Consider the following 15,577-nt stretch of genomic DNA (forward strand, 5'->3'; position numbering starts at 1 on the left):
TGTTCCCTTCAGTGGGTTTCGAGCAACTCGACGTTGCCGTCGAACTGCCACAGCGGATTCGGGGCGTCACCGGTCGAAGTCCGCACCAGGAAGTAACCGTTGACTTCCTTGGGACCGTCGCCGTCCGCCACGAACCGCCCGTCCGAGGTGATGTCGAGCTGATAGATGGCCGTCCCAGTGACCGCGACCCCGGGGAGATGCCAGGTCACGACGCAGCGCCAGTCGTTGCCCGCCCCCTCCTGGGCGGCCTGGCCATCGCTCTTGGTGCACGCCGCCGCCGTCCGCAGCTGGGCCTCGGTGACGGCGGGGCGGTGGAGTTGCCGCGTCTGCAGGCGATAGAGGTGGGCGAACACCGTGGCGAGGGACCGCTGCACCTTGGCCTGCTCGATTCCGGAGCCCGTCGACGGCGTCGCCACGGCCACCGCCCCGACGGTGACGGCGGTGAGCACGGCCAGCGGCAGCAGTCCGACGGTGATCGCGCGGCGCCCGGAGCCGTCGTAGGCCTGGTTGGTGAAGTCGCGCCGTACGAACAGCAGATAGGCCAGCGCGGTCGCGAACACGGCCCACACCAGGCTGACCGCGATGCCGATCAGGAGCGGGGCGAGCTGGGCCGGGCTGGTGAACAGACCGTTCCAGGCGATGAAGGCGTAGCCGGGCAGGGCGAGGCGCACGGCGACGGGCAGCGGCAACATCTGGGCGACCTGCATCGCGAGCGCGAACAGCACGGGCAGCAGCAGCCCCATAGAGGACCGCCCCAACGCGACCGACCCGAGGAGTCCGATCGCGGCAAGGGCCAGGGTCGGGGCGAGGGCGCAGACCCAGGCGAGCAGGACCCGGCCCGCGGCGTCACCCGGCGCGAACAGGTGACCGTCGAGGCCGACCAGCGGCTGGTTGCCGACCGACACGAGCCCGCCGGCCGCGCTGGAACAGGCCAGCCCTGCCACGAGCACCAGGATGACGGTGAGGCTGGCCAGAGACTTCGCCACGAAGATCCGCCTGGGCGAGCGGACCGCCACCAGCAGATGGCGCCAGGTGCCTAGCCGGTCCTCGGAGGCGAACACGTCGCCGGCGACCAACGACGTCAGCAGCGGGAGCGCCCAGGTGCCCGCGAAACCGAGCATGACCAGGGGTCCCGCCCACCCCGTGGCGTGCATCCAACGACCGAAGAGAGTGTCGGAGGGGAGCGTGCCCTGCCCGCTCACCCCGGCGACGAAGAGCGCCGGCGCGACCCAACAGGCGAGGACCAGCAGGCGGATCCGCCATTGCGAGACCAGCTTGACCAGCTCGAAGCGATAGCCGCGCGAAACCGAGACGCGGCGGGCTACGACGGCGTGTTCGGCGACGGCGGTCGCGGTCATCGGCCGGCCTCCTGCTGCTCGGTGAGGGCGAGGAATGCGGCCTCAAGCGGCGACACCACGGGGGCGAGCTCGCGCAACGCGATGCCCGACTGCACGAGACCCACCACCAGTTCATCGAGGGCGGGCACCAGCGCGCGCACGACGAGCACCTCGGCGTCATGCCGTGCCCCGGCGTCGTCGACGACCCGGATCCCGGCCGTGTCGGCAGCCAGCAGGCGCGCGGCCTGCGCGTCGGAGGTGCGCAACCGGTAGTCGAGTTCACGGCTTTCGGCAGCCAGCTTGTTCAGCGGGCCGGAGAACACGACCCGTCCGGTGGCCAGGATGGTGACCTCGGAGCACAGTGCCTCGAGGTCGTCCATGTTGTGACTTGAGAGCACGACGCCGGTTCCGTCCGCGGCGAGCCGGGTGAGCACACCGTGTACGTGTCTTTTGCCGGCCGGGTCGAGCCCGTTGGAAGGTTCGTCGAGCACGAGCAGCCGGGGCTTGGTGAGCAGGGCTGCGGCCAGCCCGAGCCGCTGACGCATGCCGAGCGAGAATCCACGGGTCCGGTCATCGGCGACATCGGTGAGCCCGACCTGGTCGAGCACGTCGTCAATTCCCGCTGTCCGCGCGTCGCTGCCGCGAAGGGCGGCCAGCGCAGCGAGGTTCTGCCGGGCGGTGAGCGAGGGATAGAGACCGGGCCCGTCCACGAAACCGGCGACACCGTCGGGAGCGGCGAGCGCCCGCCCGACCGGTGTACCCAGGATCTCGAGGCGGCCGCCGTCGGCGACGGCCAGGCCCAGCAGGAGGCCGAGCAAGGTCGTCTTGCCGGCGCCGTTCGGTCCGACCAGGCCGTGGATCTGCCCCTGCGTCACATCCAGATCGATGCCGTCGAGTGCGACGACGTCGCCGAAACACTTGGTGATCCCGCGAGCCCGGATTGCGAGGAGTGCGTCCATGAGCCCCTTCTTTCGAAACACTCAGGGGACCCTAGGGACGGCACACAACGCAGGCACAGACGGCTGGTTGAACGCTCAGGGAACGGATCGTCAAGGCGTCGGCAAGTCCGTGTGTACAAACTAGCCAGCATCGAGCCAGACTCGGGCAACCTTGAAGACACGGATCCGTACGAAATACTGTGGCCCGCAATTCGTCGCCCTACCCAGCACGAAGCGCGCGCCCGCGGCGCTTCGTGCTGGGTAAGGCGCTGCAACGGCGCCGAAGACGGCCGGCTCGGCAACCCGCTGACCTGCAGCGGCACTTGGATACCTACCCGCCCCGCCGGCGGATACCGAGCGTGGCCCGGATCCCTGAAGGAATTCAGCACCTCACCATGGCTGGCCAGAGTGGCAGTTGACGCGCTCAAGGACGACGGAACTCTCTACTCCCGCAGCCCCCATGGACACTTCGTCCGCCCGGCTGCCGAAGAGCGGCGAGGACCGCAATGAGCCGAGGCGGGAAGCAAGCCCGCCAGGGACCGGCACACCACGCCCGCACTGGAGACCAAACCGGGTACGTCCTGCTCCCCTCGGCCTCCACACGCCGCCCAGCCGATGGCAGGCAAGCAAAGGGCCGCGCACCGAGCCACCGGACGCGGACATGATCTCGCGGCACGCGGCTGTAGCGCCGGTGCAGCGACCGTGGCTATCAGCACGTGGCCGTTCCCCTGCCACCTTCCCCTCGGGATCGCCCTTCGCGATCACCGTCACAGAGCATCAAGTGCCCCACGAGGCACAACAGACGGGCAGAACTCTGCTGTTTACACAAAAGCGCCTGGCCTGCCACGAAGACCGTTTACAACGCGGGTCCCTCTCGGCGGACCCCTCATCGAGGTCTGCCGCACGGGAGAGGCCGCCATAGGTCTCCCGACCATGTCGAGTTCACCTACCCCGTAACGCTGACGACGGCACCCGCCTATCGCACCGCCCGCACTGGGCGGCTGGCCTCGTCGGCGTCACGAGGAGGCGAGTTGGCACATGGCGATGGGGCCCACATCTCCTCACGAAACAGCAGGCGGCCGCGGCCCGTGACGCACGGTCGTCGTGCCGCCACCGCACCGGACGCCTCCTCAACGTCTCTGGGTGGCCAGACAGGGAATCCGATTTACCCTCTACTGCCCTGTGTGCCCTAGAAGCCGTTGTCTTTCCGGATGTGCTTGTTGAGTTTCCGCTGCTCAGGCATGGTTCGGGCGTCGTTGCGGGAGAGTTCGGGCGATCAGATCGTTCTCGCGATGCGGAGATGACCGGTGACATCGGTGATGGGTTTGCTGGAGGAACGTGAGACGGCTGCCCGGGTGCGGGCGGAGGGGCTTCAGGCGGAAGCGGATCGGATTCTTGCGGAACTCGCCGAGGCGGAGGCGGTGTTGGAGCGTCGGGTGATCGCCAGGGTCGAGCTGGCCGAGGCCCTGGCCGCGCCGGGCGCTGCCGCGGAGGCGTCTGCCCAGGAGGTGGCGGCCCCGGTGCCGTCGGCCGGGGCGGCGAGGGTTGCGGTCCCCGGATGCGTCGTGCAGCGGTGGCGGGAGGGGATGACGGCGGTGGCGCTCGCGCCGGACTACCGGCGGATCGTGGAGCTGCTGGAGGCCGAACTCCCGGATGGCGGGGAGGGGTTGATGGCGAAGGAGATGACGGTGCGGCTCGGGCTCGAGTTGGTGCCGGCGAAGATCGAGGGGGTGCGGTCGAAGGCGAAGCGGCTCGTTGAGCGGGGCTGGCTGACCTCCTCGCCGTCGGGCCGGTTCATGCCGCGAGTGTCGTCCGCTGCTGACGCGGCGTCCTGATCGTCTGGCCGTGGGCAGTGGTGCGGGCCAGGCGGCGGGTCATGAGCATGGTGGCCGAGAAGTGGATGAACGCCTCGCTGCTGGCGGGTAGCGTCTCGTAGTCCCGGGCCAGACGCCTCGTGCGCAACAGCCATCCCAGAGTTCGTTCCACCACCCACCGTCTCGGCAGTACCACGAACCCCTTCATGTCGTCGCTGCGCTTGACGATCTGCAGGGTGAGCTGGAGTTTCTCCTTCGCCCAGTCGACCAGGACGCCCGTGTATCCGCCGTCGGCCCATACCAGGCTGATCTTCTTGAACCGCGTCTGCAGCCGGGGCAGCATGATGCGGGCGGCCTGCCGGTCGGTGACGTGTGCGGCGGTCACCGGCACCATGAGCAGCAGGCCGAGGCAGTCCGTGATGACGTGCCGGCGCCTGCCGTTGATCTTCTTCCCGCCGTCGTAGCCGCGTGTGGCGGACGGCACCGAGGCGGCGCCCTTCACCGACTGCGAGTCGATGATCGCCGCACTCGGCTCCGCCTGACGGCCCTCGGCCTCACGGACCTTCCCGCGCAGCCGGTCGTGCAACTCCTTGACCAGGCCGTTCTCCCTCCACCTGCGGAAGAAGGCGTACACACGGTCCCATGCGGGGAAATCGGCAGGAACCGCGCGCCACTTGATCCCGTTGTCGGTGACGTAGAAGACCGCATCCAGCATCTGGCGGTGGCAGTAGCCCTCCGGCTGCCCGCCCCGGCCCTCCAGCCACGCCGGCACTGGCAGCGCCTCACGCACCACCGCCCACTCCGTATCCGTCATGTCCGACGGATACCGCCGTACCCTCTCGGGCCGGTCGGCCGCGTTCCCGAACCGGTGAGCGAGGCAATCGCACACCGACACGCGGGAGTTGGACGGGACGAGGGCCGTCACGCAAGACTGGAACAACAGGGCCTCCTGATACTCGAGTGGCATCGCAACCCCGAGCTACCAAGGGGCCCTGTTCTCATGCATCCACCCGGCCAAGATCACCCGACCAGGCACCCTGTTCGACCAGAACCGTCCTCGTGATCGATAGGAATACGGTTTCTAAACGGACAAACGGTAGACGAGAACGACATACCAACTGGTTCACTCATGAACCGGTCACGCACCCTCGACAGACGCACGTGAGAGGGGAGATCGTGTCATCTGCGTCGCCCTTCGAAGGCCCTCATCTCGCACCTCGCACGTGAAGGTACGAGTTGTACCTTCACGGCGCGGAGGCCGAACTTCCGCACCAGACTGGCTTCCTGACAGGAGGTCAGAAGGGAGACGGGTCTTGAAGCCGATCCGTTGGCTGAAGGACCGGTGGCAGAGCTCCGTACGACCGAACGTCTCTTCGGAGAGGATCTCCGCGGCATGCGAAGTATTCCTTGTGACCGTGTGGATCTGGGAGAACTGGCTCTGAAAGCGGAGAGCCCCGGCTGAGACGTCAGCCAGGGCTCACCACACCGGGCAGCGACCCTGTCCTCGCAGTCCACCGGGTGGAGCCGGTGGGAGGGCGGGGCCTCTGTCGTATCGCGGAGTCGCGTGTTGGCATGCTGACACACTTGTGCCCTTCGGGGCTACTACGCCCCCCTCGGTCACCAGCCGCTTCGCCGCTGTTGCGCGGACCGCCGTGGCTGAGCACCGCAGCAGTCGCGTATCAGCCCGCCGTGACCTTCCGGCACCGAGCCGGAACACCGAGCCAACCCCCGGCCTGCCACAGGCGGGAAGCCCCGGCCAATGCGTCCGCCCCACCAATGCCACCCGTTCGAGGCCCCCTTGGGCGGCGACCGGCCATGCGGTCACAGCGGGGAACCAGCGTGCCCAACACCGTTCGGGACACGCGGCTGAGCATGAGCCCTGGAAACAGGACTCACTCCCGCTCAGTTTCTAGGAACGGTAGAAGAGTCCGTCGGTATTGCGTGCTTCGATGACGCCGTCGGTGTAGAGGAGCAGCAGGTCGCCGACCTCGAAGGGGAACGTCTGGACGTCGTAGGCGGCAATGCCGAAGACCCCTCCGAATCCGATCGGGAGATGCCGGGACTCTACCCGGATGCGCGGCGGGTGCGGCCGACCGCGCGGATGATCTTTTTCCACCTGGGCGAACTGTGGCTGCGGATCGGCAGCGCCACCGACCCGCCCACCATCGTCATCACCCGCGGCGTCCAAGTCTATCTCCTCGACCTCCTGGGGGTCCAAGTAGACCGTCCACGCTGGCCAGAGACCTGAACGAGCTACCCACGAAGTGCCGGCCGAGACGTCAGTCGGACCGGCTGCGCAGGAGATAGGCGATGAGGGCGACGGCCGCGGCGGCGACCGCCACGGACACGCCGATCTGGGCGACGCTGTTGACGCTCATCGCCAGACCGGCGACGCCCAGGAACGCCCCGACGAGACCGAAGAGCGACTCCCTGGTGAGTTCACGCCGCTGCGTCGCGGCGGATGCCGCGGGGGGCGCCGACGGTGCTGACGGTGCCGGGTCGGCCACCGTCGCAGTGGCTGGCCCGGCCGTGGTCTCGGGCGGGGGTGGAGCACCCTGCCCGACGGCACGGAGCCCGACCAGCCCGTGGACCGCTGCCGCCGCCCCGGCACCGGCGACGCCCACGAGGGCGTACCCGAGCGTGCCGCCCATCAGGACGTCCTGCCAGCGTCTGTAGGCTTCTTCGTGCAGCCAACGGCCCATGTAGTAGAAGGCGATCAGTGACGCCAGACGGCTCGCGAGCAGCACATTGCGGGTGAGAGGCACCGCCAGGAGACGCCGTTCCGCCACCCAGACGGCCACGCGCAGCACGAGCACGACGACCGAGGGAATCAGCCCCTGGAAGCTCTGGACATCCACGCCGAACATTCTCAGGACGTGCTCCGGATCGAGGGTGGCGGTCACGGCGAACACGCTGACCAAGCACACGTCCGCGGCGACGAGCAGCCGCCATCCCGTCCGGTGCCACCCGACAAGTTCGCTCGCTGCCATGCCGCCCCCCAACGCGCTGCAGGTGGTACTGCGCCCCGATGGTCCCACGGGGGTGCAGGAAGGACGCCTCTTTTCGCGAGCAATGGCGACGAACCTATGACGGTCACGGACTCCGGCTCACGCTCCACGAGCTCCCGAGGCCGCTCGTGGGCGGTGAGGGTGTGGAGTTCGGCCCGGTCGAGTGGCTGATGCACCTCGACGTACTCGCCGTGCGGCAGTCGCTTGATCAGGCTGGTCGGCCGGCCGTGCGGATGATCTTTTTCCACCTGGGCGAACTGTGGCTGCGGATCGGCAGCGCCACCGACCCGCCCACCATCGTCATCACCCGCGGCGTCCAGGTCCATCTCCTCGACCTCCTGGGGGTCCAAGTAGACCGTCCACGCTGGCCAGAGACCTGAACGAGCTACCCGCGAAGTACGGGCCTAGCTGCACTATTGCTCTCCACCCGCGTCAGCATCGCGGCAATGCCGCTCGCCTTCAAGATCGTTCACGGAACTGCGGCCAGAGCCTTGAAAGTCCCCACCCCTTGCTCGGGGGTGGGACAGACCTGCTCGCTGAGATTCCCCACGTAGCAGAGCGTTGCGTGCGTGGCTGCAGCCTCGCCGACAGGCCGACGGTGTAGAGGGGACTGCGCTCCGAAGAGAAGATCTCGAGGTTCGCGCGATGAGTTCCGAAAGGGACGCCGGTATGTACTCACGGGCCCCTTCGGTCCCGACCAAGTGCAATGACTGGAGAGAACGATGTCCGACAACCGCGCGAACGACACGGCCGCGATCACTGCCGTCCTTGAGAACCTCTACAAGGCATGGGACGCCGGCGACGCCGACGCCTTCGTCGCCGACTACACGCAGGAGGCCACCGCAATCATGCCCGGCTCCTACCGCGCCTCCCGCGAGGAGGTCCGGCAGGGCATGGCGGCGGGGTTCGCCTCCTTCCTGAAGGGCACCACGACGACCAACCGGCAGCTGGGGATCCGGTTCCTGGGTCGCGACGGCGCGATCGTCGTGAGCGAGGCCGGCATCCTCTTCCCCGGCGAGTCCGAGGTTCCCGCCGACCGGATCGTGTACGCGACCTGGGTGTTGGAGAAGCGCGACGGCGCCTGGCTGATCGCCGCCTACCACAACAGCCCGGTCAAGTCCGCCAGCTGATCCAGAGTCAGTCCTGCCCGGGTCCGCCCGCACCTGTCGGGCGGGCCCGCGCCGACAGGTGCGGGCGGATCAGCCGTCGACCTTCTGCGCCAAGCCGAAGGCGGCGAACACCTCGGCGTCCAGGAAGACCGAGACACGGCCGATGCCCCCAGCCGTGACCGTGAACACCTGCAGGGTGTGCAGCTCGAACACGCCGACGTCCCCGCGCCGATAGGCGGCGAAGCCGGCCTGCCCGTTGGCCCGCGCCGGCAGCAACCGCCAGGCCTTGCCGGCCTTGGCGAACACCCAGCCCATGAAGCTCGCGTAGTTCTCCCGGCCGCTGAACCAGTTGACCATGGGCCGCATCTCCATGAGGACGTCCCCGGTCACCACCCACGACCGTTGCTCTGCGTCGGAAGGCTCAGCGACCTGCTCCTGCAGCACTCCCGCGGCCCGGATCCGGGCGCGAGCCCGCTGCAGCGAGCTGTTCACGGCCGCGACCGAGGTCTCCAGGATGTCCGCTGCCTCCGCCACCGGGTAGTCGAGCACGTCGCGCAGGATCAGGACAGCGCACTCTCTCGGTGCCAGCAATTGCAATGCTGCGACGAAGGCCAGCCGCAGGCTGCCCCTGTCGATCGCCGCGGTGGCCGGGGCGCCCAGGCCGAGCAGGCTATCCGGGAGCGGCTGCAACCAGGTTGCCTCCCCGCCGTGGACGAGCGGGCGCAGCAGTTCGCTCTCGGTGACCGGACCCGACGGCATGGGGCGGCGGCCGAGCCCGTCCAGCGCGGAGCAGGCGGGTACGTGAGAGAACCGAGCGCTTCCACGCCGCCCACGAGCACCCGCGCCTCTACCCACCCCGACCAGCCAGCAGGATTACGACCTCACCGCTTGATCGCGAGCTTCACTCGAAACGAACCGCAGCCAACCACTTTCGTGCCCCGTTGGGAGGGCCGATGAAGTATCCGAGTACGTACGAGTTGTTCAAGCGGCTCGCCGGACGTGCTGGGCTCAAGGCACGGCCGCATATGCTCCGCCATTCGGCGCTCACGCGCTGGGTCCGTGCCGATGTGCCCCGCGATGTGATTCAGAACATGGCCCGGCACGCCTCGCCGTCGTCGATGGACCCGTACACCCATGCCACTGATGGGGACAAACGCGCCGCAGTGGAGAGGGTGGCCGCAATGAGGAAGGAGATGCGCTCGTGACGGCTCAGGGGAACGTCGTCCCGCTCCACCGCCCGAGGACGTCCGCCTCAAACAGGTTTGCGAGGATCGGGTTCGCGTCGGACAGGTCCGCGCTGGTCAGGTGCGGTGCGCGGTCGAAGAGCACGAGGGCCAGCCATTGGGGCCTCATCTCTGCATCTCGTAGGTCAGCTTGACGATCTTCGAAAAGGTCTTCACGCCCGCGAGCCTCAGCTTGGCATCCTGCCCCTCCCGAAAAAACTGCTTCCCACTCCCGGCCATGAAGGGGTAAATCGCGAGGTCGATGACATCGATCAGCTGCTCTCGCAGAAGAGTCTCCCCGAACTGGCCGTGGCCGAGAAGCAGCAGGTTCCCCCCGTCTTGCCGTTTGAGGCGGGCCACCTCGGCAACGGCATCGCCCCGAACGATGATCGAGTTGTTCCAGTCGGCCCTCTCAAGCGTCGAGCTGAACACGTACTTCGGGATCGTTGTGAGTCGATCGGCCCACATCGGCTTATGGTCTGTGCGACCGTCATACAGTTCAGCGAACGCTTCGTAGGTGCGGCGCCCAAACAGGATCGCGTCGCAGGCCGTCAGCAGGCCCAGACCGTCCCGCAGATAGGCCTCATCCTGGTACTCAGCCACTCCCCTGCCCACCGGGTCTTCAACGACACCGTCAGCCGAGGCCAGAACGTACTCGATCACTTTCCGCATAGCGCCAACCCTCCTCATTCGGTTACCGCTACCTACGAATGAGAGCCCTCGAACTCATCGCTACTGTTCGAAGAGCGCGAACAGCGTCGGGTCCCGGTAGACGAGCAGATGGGACAGCAGGCCGTCCGCTCCCCCCGTGAGCACATGGAGCGTGTTGGGCTGCACACCGTCGTCGGTGACGTGATAGAGCAGCAACCCTGGTTGATGATTGGCCGAGATGAGACGCGTCTGCCAGCGGGCGCCACGCCGGCGGAAGAAATCTTCCATGAATCCCCGGTACGGAACCCGGCCGCGCAACCACTGTAGAACTGGCGGCATCTCGAAGACGACATCCGCTGTTACCAACTGCTCCAGTGCCTCTGCGTCCCCCGCTTCCAAAGCCCGGGCGTACTGCTCGACCAGTGCGGCTTCGATGCCTCGTTGCTCAGGGCGGCCATCAGTTCGCGTCTGTGAGAGGCGAGCGCGAGCGCGCTGGAGTGCAGAGTTGATCGCAGGTACTGAGGTGCCGAGTGCGGCGGCAGCGTCAGCCGAGGAGTAACCCAGCACCTCACGCAGAATGAAGACCGCGCGCTGTTGCGCTGGCAGCGCTTGCAGGAGAGCCGTCAACGCCAACCGGACTTCGCTGCCCCGCACCACAGCATCGGCGGTGCCATCCCCGCCCAACCAGCTTGACGGGGCCGGCTGCAGCCACGGGGTGTCGAACCGAGGGACCAGAGGGGCGCCCACCTCCAATCCCGGATCGCTGAGATCGCGCGGCAGCGTACGGCGACTCGCGTTCCGAAGCCGATCCACGCAGACATTCCGAGCGATCCGAAACACCCATCCGGTCACGCTCCCTACCTCGGCGTCAAAGTCACCCCGCGCTCGCCATACCCGCTCAAGCACATCTTGGACGGCGTCTTCAGCATCGAACGGAGAACCCAACATCTGATAGCAGAACGCCCACAACTCGCGGCGGTGCTCGCCGAGGAAGCCATCCAGGACCTCCGCCCATCCCCTGTCCACAGGGCTAGTATTCACTCACCGCAACAAGGCCGACGACCACACTCGGACACTCAGGACTCAGCGACTGAGCCACCAACCCCGGCTCCGCAGGCGTCAACAAGATCCTGACCCGCAACAACTAGATGAATGAGTCCAAGGGGTGTCGTTGCGGTCAGTGATCGTAGGCAGTGAGTGATCGCTTGATGGGCTGTCCAGTTTGGTCGTTGTGCCAGATCGCCGCTGTGAGTGCGAGGATCCGGCACAAGACCCGGGCCGACGCCCCTGCAGGGCTCTTGCCGCCGTGTCGTTCCAGGTTGAGCTGCCCCTTGAAGGTCTGATTGATCGACTCGATGACCTGCCGCAGCGGTTTGAACAGGTGTGACCCGGCCGGCTCGGCTTCCCCTTGCGGGCCGGCGCAGCAACTTCAGGTGATGCTCGGCAAGGCCGTGCTCGAACTCGCGGCCGAAGTAGTTCTTGTCCCCGATGATCATCTGCCCGGGGTGAACGGCGAGGACGTCTGGCGCGGTATCGAGCATGTCGCGCAGCGTTTCGCGCTCGTCCGCCTTGGCTCCGGTGAGTGCGAACAGGACCGGCAGTCCGCCGAGCGTGCACACCAGGTGCAGACCCAGCCCCCAGAAGTATCGCGAGTGTGATGCGCAGTAGCCGTACTGGGCCCAGCCTGCCAGGTCCGAGCGTTTGGCCGTCTCGCGGGAGCAACCGCAGCCGACCGGTGTGGAGTCGACCAGCCACACATCGTCGCTCCACAGTGAGGTATCGCGGGCCACGATCCGGATCATGCTGGTGAGCAGTGAGAACCCGGCGCGCAGCCGCTTGTTGTAGCCGGACTGCTGGGGCACGTAGGGAAACAGGTGGCCGAAGTCCCGCCCGACGCGGCGAAGCCAGCGCCGCTCAGAGGTGTATCCGAGCAGCGCCGACATGACCGCGAGCGTGATCAGCTCGGCGTCACTGAGCGTGGGCGTGATTCCGACGGCAGGCCGCCACGGCGCCAGCCACGGTGAAGCCTTCAACTCGTCGTCAATCCGGGCATAGAGTGCCGTTGCGAGGGTGTCCAGGTCGTTAGTCACACATCGACGTTGGACGCCCTCGTCTCCTGTCCGCAGGCGATCCTCTGGACTCATTCAGGGATCCGGGGCGTGCCCACTGCAGTGACTATGCGTCACGGCTATTTCGCAGGGCCTGGATGAGCCACGGGTATACCGGGATCAGGTTCGGTACTACCTGCCAGCCGTTGACGATCCACGCCAGTCGCCAGTATCGGTCTACCCGGGGATCGTGCGCCTCTTCGAACTGCTGGGCCATCCAGTCCCGGAATTCCATGTCAGGGGTGCGCGCGAACACCTCGGCGAAGCGGTGCACCAGGTCGTCGATGATGGGTGCGCCCCTGTCGCCGAGCGGGTCGATGCCCGACTCCATGGCCTCCGCCACCTTCTGACGGGTGAACTCCATCAGTTCCTCGCCGGCATCGCTCTCGATGTCGAGCGGGCGCCCGGCCGCCTGACGTACGGCCGTCCGGCGCATCCGGACACGGAAGTCCTCGTCGCCGACCAGCTCGGCGAGCTCCACCCACGCGGCGACCTGCTCGCCGGTCGGATCATCGGGGAGGTCGGGAGTGGCGGCGCGAACCATGGCCACCGCGGCCGGGTCGGCATCCACTGTGCCGAAGGTGCCATCCATGAAATCGTCGATCAATCGTCTGCGTTCCTCGCCGGACAACTGCGTGAGCCTGTGCATGAGCTTGGTCTCCTCGGGACTGGACCCGCGGCTGGCCACGACTCGCAGAACGCTCCGACGCAGTCGCAGCACCCGGATCTGGACGTCCAAGGCGTCGGCGTGCGCCGCGGCGACTTCCGCCACCGAGAGCTCACGGTCCAGCACCCGTTGAATCGTGGCCAGGTCCATGCCCAACTCGCGCAGTGTGCACAGGAGTTCCAGACGAAGCAGTGCGTCGAGGTCGTAGAGCCGATAACCGGCGGGACTACGGGTGGTCGGCGCTACCACCCCCGAATCGGAGTAGAACCGGATGGTCCTCACAGACAAGCCGGTCCGCCGGGAAAGCTCCCCGATCGAGTAGAGGGTCGTAACGTCCATGTCCCCCACTCTGCTGTCTCCAGTCACTGGAGACTCAAGGCCATTCCCCAGCCGGGCCCCGACCCAGACGTCCAATGAGTTACTGAAGCATGCGTCGCGTGCTCTCCGCTGACCTCCAAAATGAAACGGGCACGCCTTGCACGCGCTGGGCGAGCGATGGCAGCGACATGCAACACCACTCGCTGGCGGCCTACAGCTACGAGCCCTTGGACTCAATCATCTAGGCACCCGCCCCGGGCCCTTGCGGCGGCCAGTCGGGGGCGGGGTCCTCGGCGAGCAGCGGCCGGAGGGCGCCGAGAACCGCGCCGATGCAGACGTCGCGCAGCTGGGTGCGGGTACAGGTCTCATGGGTGAGCCAGTCGACGCAGAGGACCTGGACGAAAACCAGCCAGCTCTTCAGAACGCCGGACACAGCCTCGCGGGCGCTCTCGTCCGCGAGGGGGAATACGGCCAGCAGCCGCGCACGGAGCGCGTCCAGCTCGTTCGTCATGATCGTCTGGATCACCGGGTCGCCCGCGAGGACCCGGTTCGCGGCGAGGACGGCGTTGCGGTTCGCGACGAAGTAGTCGAGATGGACGTCCATACCCTGGATGAGCTGCTCCACCAGGGAATCGGCGGAGTCGAGCCGCGTCTCGGCAAGTAGCTGGTCCGCCGCCTGCTGGTAGACGGCTGCGAAGAGGGCGTGCTTGCTGGGGAAGTGACGGTAGAGCAGCGCCCGGGAGACACCGGCCTCTTCGGCGACCTCCTCCATCAGCACGTCGGCGTACGGGTGTACGGCGAAGAGCCGTGCGCCGACGGCGAGAAGTTGGGCGCGGCGGTCGGCGGGGGTGAGCCGCTGGCGGGGAGGCACGAACGAAGTTTAGTTGACATGGGTCTACTAGCGCGCCACTGTAGTAGACGAATGTCAACTAAGCTCCGCCGAGACGGCTTGGAGGGATTATGGCCAGGGTTCTGCGCATACTCACACAGCTGATGGGCTGGTCCTGCGTGGCGATCGGCCTGCTCCACGTGGCACTCGGCAACGCGGCGATCCCCGGCGCCGGTTCCGCCGGCGCGACGGTCGACAGCTGGGGCCGGTTCATGGGGGCCAGCTTCGTCGGCTACGGGCTGGCCTGGCTCTGGGCCGCACGGCAGCGCCCGATCCCGGCTCGGGCGGTGCGGTGGCTGGCCGGCGTTTTCCTGCTGGGCGGCGTGGGCCGGCTGCTCTCACTCGCCGTGCACGGCTGGCCGCAATGGTTCCAGATCGCGCTGACGGTGATCGAGCTCAGCCTGCCGCCGGTCTTCTTCTGGCTGGCCGACGCGGAGGAGCGGGCCCGGGGCAGCGACGTGGAGGCGGTACCCGCCGGGCGATGAAGGCGCCTGAGCTCTTCCTCGCGGCCCGCTGCGGCTCAACATGCGGTGCGTGGCTCACGCCTGCGGTGCGAGGTCGAGGACACCAACCCCGCCGGCCCAATCTGCCGTGCTGCCGCTCTCGATGCGGAGGGCGGGCGCGGTACCGAACTCCTCGACCTGCTCGCCGAAGCCTGGGGCAGCTCCCGTTCGGGCGCCGGCAAGACCACATGGTTCGAACTGCCCGCTCCCACACCCTCATGCGGCTCGCACGCAACAGCTGAGGCAATCCGGCCGTGACTCTCCTGGATGTTGAGCGACGCACGACGAGCTGGACGAGTTCGAGTTCGTCGATGAGGATGACGAGCGGGTGGCTGGCCGAGGGTGACGCCGTGGCTGCTTTCAGAAGGTCCAGCTGATCCGTGGTCAGTCTTCGGCGCTGCCCTGTGCTTGGGCCGCCCTAGCCTCGATCTTGCGTGACGGACTGTCGACGAAGTCGGCAGGCCGCTTTGCGATGGCCGGTAGGTGAGGGCAGGCCGGTGGCCCGGCTGACGTGTCGGGTGGGCGCCGGGTTCCACTGTTCCGGGTCGTTGGTGCTGCTCGTTGGGACGGGGACTCTGCTGGTCAGCCGGGGTTCGGGAGTGGGGCGAGCCGGTCGAGGGCCGCGGTGATGTGGCTGTTCCAGGGCCAGTGACGGGCGAGGCGGAGAATCCGCCCGCGGCCGGTGATGGCGAGTTGTCCGGCAATCGTGAACAGGCGGAGCCGCAAGCGGCGGGGCTCCCAGCATCTGGCCCTTGCCGGTCAGCGCGAGCACGGTCGCCAAGGCGTACCTCTGCGCCCGCTCCGAGCAGCACTGGCTGCGCTGCGCGAACGAGCCGGGGGCTGGCCCCGCAAACGAATCCCACGTTGAGTGTTTTGCCGCCGCAGGTCACCAGGTGCGAGATCCTTCCGACGGGGCCTTGCAGTTCCGACTGGCCTGCACTCAGCGCATCGTTCATAGTCAAGGACGGCGCGGGAGCCTATTCCTCCTGGTCAGGATGCGATGGGCGAAAAA

General features: G+C 67.5%; 16 protein-coding genes and 4 pseudogenes. 6 read left to right on the top strand and 14 right to left on the bottom strand.

From position 1 onward, the window contains the following. Positions 1–8 precede the first annotated feature (8 nt). Complete coding sequence (locus tag OG303_RS00625; RefSeq protein WP_405863622.1) at positions 9–1,358, bottom strand: ABC transporter permease; 1,350 nt, start codon at positions 1,356–1,358, stop codon at positions 9–11. Next, a complete protein-coding gene (locus tag OG303_RS00630) occupies positions 1,355–2,296 on the bottom strand; it encodes an ABC transporter ATP-binding protein (protein ID WP_405863624.1) in 942 nt (313 codons plus the stop codon). The genes OG303_RS00625 and OG303_RS00630 overlap by 4 nt, the downstream gene beginning before the upstream one ends. Positions 2,297–3,582: 1,286 nt before the next feature. On the opposite strand from OG303_RS00630, the gene OG303_RS00635 reads away from it, so the two are divergent. After that, positions 3,583–4,110 (top strand): hypothetical protein, encoded by a 528-nt coding sequence (locus OG303_RS00635; protein ID WP_405863626.1) that lies wholly within the window; start codon positions 3,583–3,585, stop codon positions 4,108–4,110. On the opposite strand, the gene OG303_RS00640 is transcribed toward OG303_RS00635, so the two are convergent. The 4 genes and pseudogenes from OG303_RS00640 to OG303_RS00655 form a co-directional block, all read right to left on the bottom strand. Then, the gene (locus tag OG303_RS00640) at positions 4,070–4,903 is read right to left on the bottom strand and encodes an IS5 family transposase (protein WP_405863628.1); all 834 of its coding nucleotides are present in this window, start codon (positions 4,901–4,903) and stop codon (positions 4,070–4,072) included. The two genes, OG303_RS00635 and OG303_RS00640, sit on opposite strands and share 41 nt — an antisense overlap. A gap of 1,095 nt (positions 4,904–5,998) precedes the next feature. Beyond that, complete coding sequence (locus tag OG303_RS00645; protein ID WP_405863630.1) at positions 5,999–6,277, bottom strand: SpoIIE family protein phosphatase; 279 nt, start codon at positions 6,275–6,277, stop codon at positions 5,999–6,001. Between the two features lie 91 nt (positions 6,278–6,368). Then, positions 6,369–7,079, bottom strand: coding sequence for a hypothetical protein (locus OG303_RS00650; RefSeq protein ID WP_405877883.1), 711 nt, complete (start codon positions 7,077–7,079; stop codon positions 6,369–6,371). Next, a pseudogene (locus OG303_RS00655) lies at positions 6,989–7,327 on the bottom strand (hypothetical protein); the annotation flags it as partial. The gene OG303_RS00650 and the pseudogene OG303_RS00655, both read right to left, overlap by 91 nt. Here OG303_RS00655 and OG303_RS00660 point away from each other — a divergent pair. Beyond that, positions 7,241–7,477 (top strand): hypothetical protein, encoded by a 237-nt coding sequence (locus OG303_RS00660; RefSeq protein ID WP_405863632.1) that lies wholly within the window; start codon positions 7,241–7,243, stop codon positions 7,475–7,477. The pseudogene OG303_RS00655 and the gene OG303_RS00660 sit on opposite strands and share 87 nt — an antisense overlap. Before the next feature lie 342 nt (positions 7,478–7,819). Next, a complete protein-coding gene (locus OG303_RS00665; protein WP_405863634.1) occupies positions 7,820–8,227 on the top strand; it encodes an SgcJ/EcaC family oxidoreductase in 408 nt (135 codons plus the stop codon). Positions 8,228–8,296: 69 nt separating this feature from the next. Here the strand turns inward: OG303_RS00665 and OG303_RS00670 are convergent, their stop codons facing one another. Continuing rightward, positions 8,297–8,965 carry a sigma factor-like helix-turn-helix DNA-binding protein gene (locus tag OG303_RS00670; protein WP_405863636.1) on the bottom strand — a complete coding sequence of 223 codons (669 nt, stop codon included), beginning with the start codon at positions 8,963–8,965 and terminating at the stop codon, positions 8,297–8,299. Between the two features lie 194 nt (positions 8,966–9,159). Between OG303_RS00670 and OG303_RS00675 the strand changes: the two genes are divergently transcribed. Continuing rightward, entirely contained in the window at positions 9,160–9,411 is a 252-nt protein-coding gene (locus tag OG303_RS00675; RefSeq protein WP_405863638.1) for a tyrosine-type recombinase/integrase, read from the top strand. Between the two features lie 4 nt (positions 9,412–9,415). On the opposite strand, the gene OG303_RS00680 is transcribed toward OG303_RS00675, so the two are convergent. The 6 genes and pseudogenes from OG303_RS00680 to OG303_RS00705 all read right to left on the bottom strand — a co-directional run bounded on the left by OG303_RS00680 (position 9,416) and on the right by OG303_RS00705 (position 14,044). Further along, the gene (locus OG303_RS00680; protein ID WP_405863640.1) at positions 9,416–9,559 is read right to left on the bottom strand and encodes a hypothetical protein; all 144 of its coding nucleotides are present in this window, start codon (positions 9,557–9,559) and stop codon (positions 9,416–9,418) included. Further along, positions 9,556–10,101: a dihydrofolate reductase family protein gene (locus tag OG303_RS00685; protein WP_405863642.1), complete on the bottom strand. Its 546-nt coding sequence runs from the start codon at positions 10,099–10,101 to the stop codon at positions 9,556–9,558. The genes OG303_RS00680 and OG303_RS00685 overlap by 4 nt, the downstream gene beginning before the upstream one ends. A gap of 60 nt (positions 10,102–10,161) precedes the next feature. After that, positions 10,162–11,106: an RNA polymerase subunit sigma-70 gene (locus OG303_RS00690; RefSeq protein ID WP_405863644.1), complete on the bottom strand. Its 945-nt coding sequence runs from the start codon at positions 11,104–11,106 to the stop codon at positions 10,162–10,164. Positions 11,107–11,257: 151 nt separating this feature from the next. Next, positions 11,258–12,170: pseudogene (locus tag OG303_RS00695) on the bottom strand (IS982 family transposase). An 85-nt stretch (positions 12,171–12,255) separates the two neighbouring features. Then, positions 12,256–13,194 (bottom strand): MerR family transcriptional regulator, encoded by a 939-nt coding sequence (locus OG303_RS00700; RefSeq protein ID WP_405863646.1) that lies wholly within the window; start codon positions 13,192–13,194, stop codon positions 12,256–12,258. A gap of 220 nt (positions 13,195–13,414) precedes the next feature. Next, entirely contained in the window at positions 13,415–14,044 is a 630-nt protein-coding gene (locus OG303_RS00705) for a TetR/AcrR family transcriptional regulator (protein WP_405863648.1), read from the bottom strand. Between the two features lie 89 nt (positions 14,045–14,133). Here OG303_RS00705 and OG303_RS00710 point away from each other — a divergent pair, with 89 nt between their 5' ends. Together OG303_RS00710 and OG303_RS00715 are read left to right on the top strand one after the other, a co-directional pair. Continuing rightward, the gene (locus tag OG303_RS00710; protein ID WP_405863650.1) at positions 14,134–14,547 is read left to right on the top strand and encodes a DUF4345 domain-containing protein; all 414 of its coding nucleotides are present in this window, start codon (positions 14,134–14,136) and stop codon (positions 14,545–14,547) included. Positions 14,548–14,566: 19 nt separating this feature from the next. Beyond that, a pseudogene (locus tag OG303_RS00715) lies at positions 14,567–14,823 on the top strand (ATP-binding protein); the annotation flags it as partial. 324 nt (positions 14,824–15,147) lie between these two features. Here OG303_RS00715 and OG303_RS00720 read toward each other — a convergent pair. Further along, positions 15,148–15,337: pseudogene (locus OG303_RS00720) on the bottom strand (transposase); the annotation flags it as partial. Between the last annotated feature and the right edge of the window lie 240 nt (positions 15,338–15,577).

The organism is Streptomyces sp. NBC_00005, from assembly GCF_045160215.1.
GTDB lineage: Bacteria > Actinomycetota > Actinomycetes > Streptomycetales > Streptomycetaceae > Streptomyces.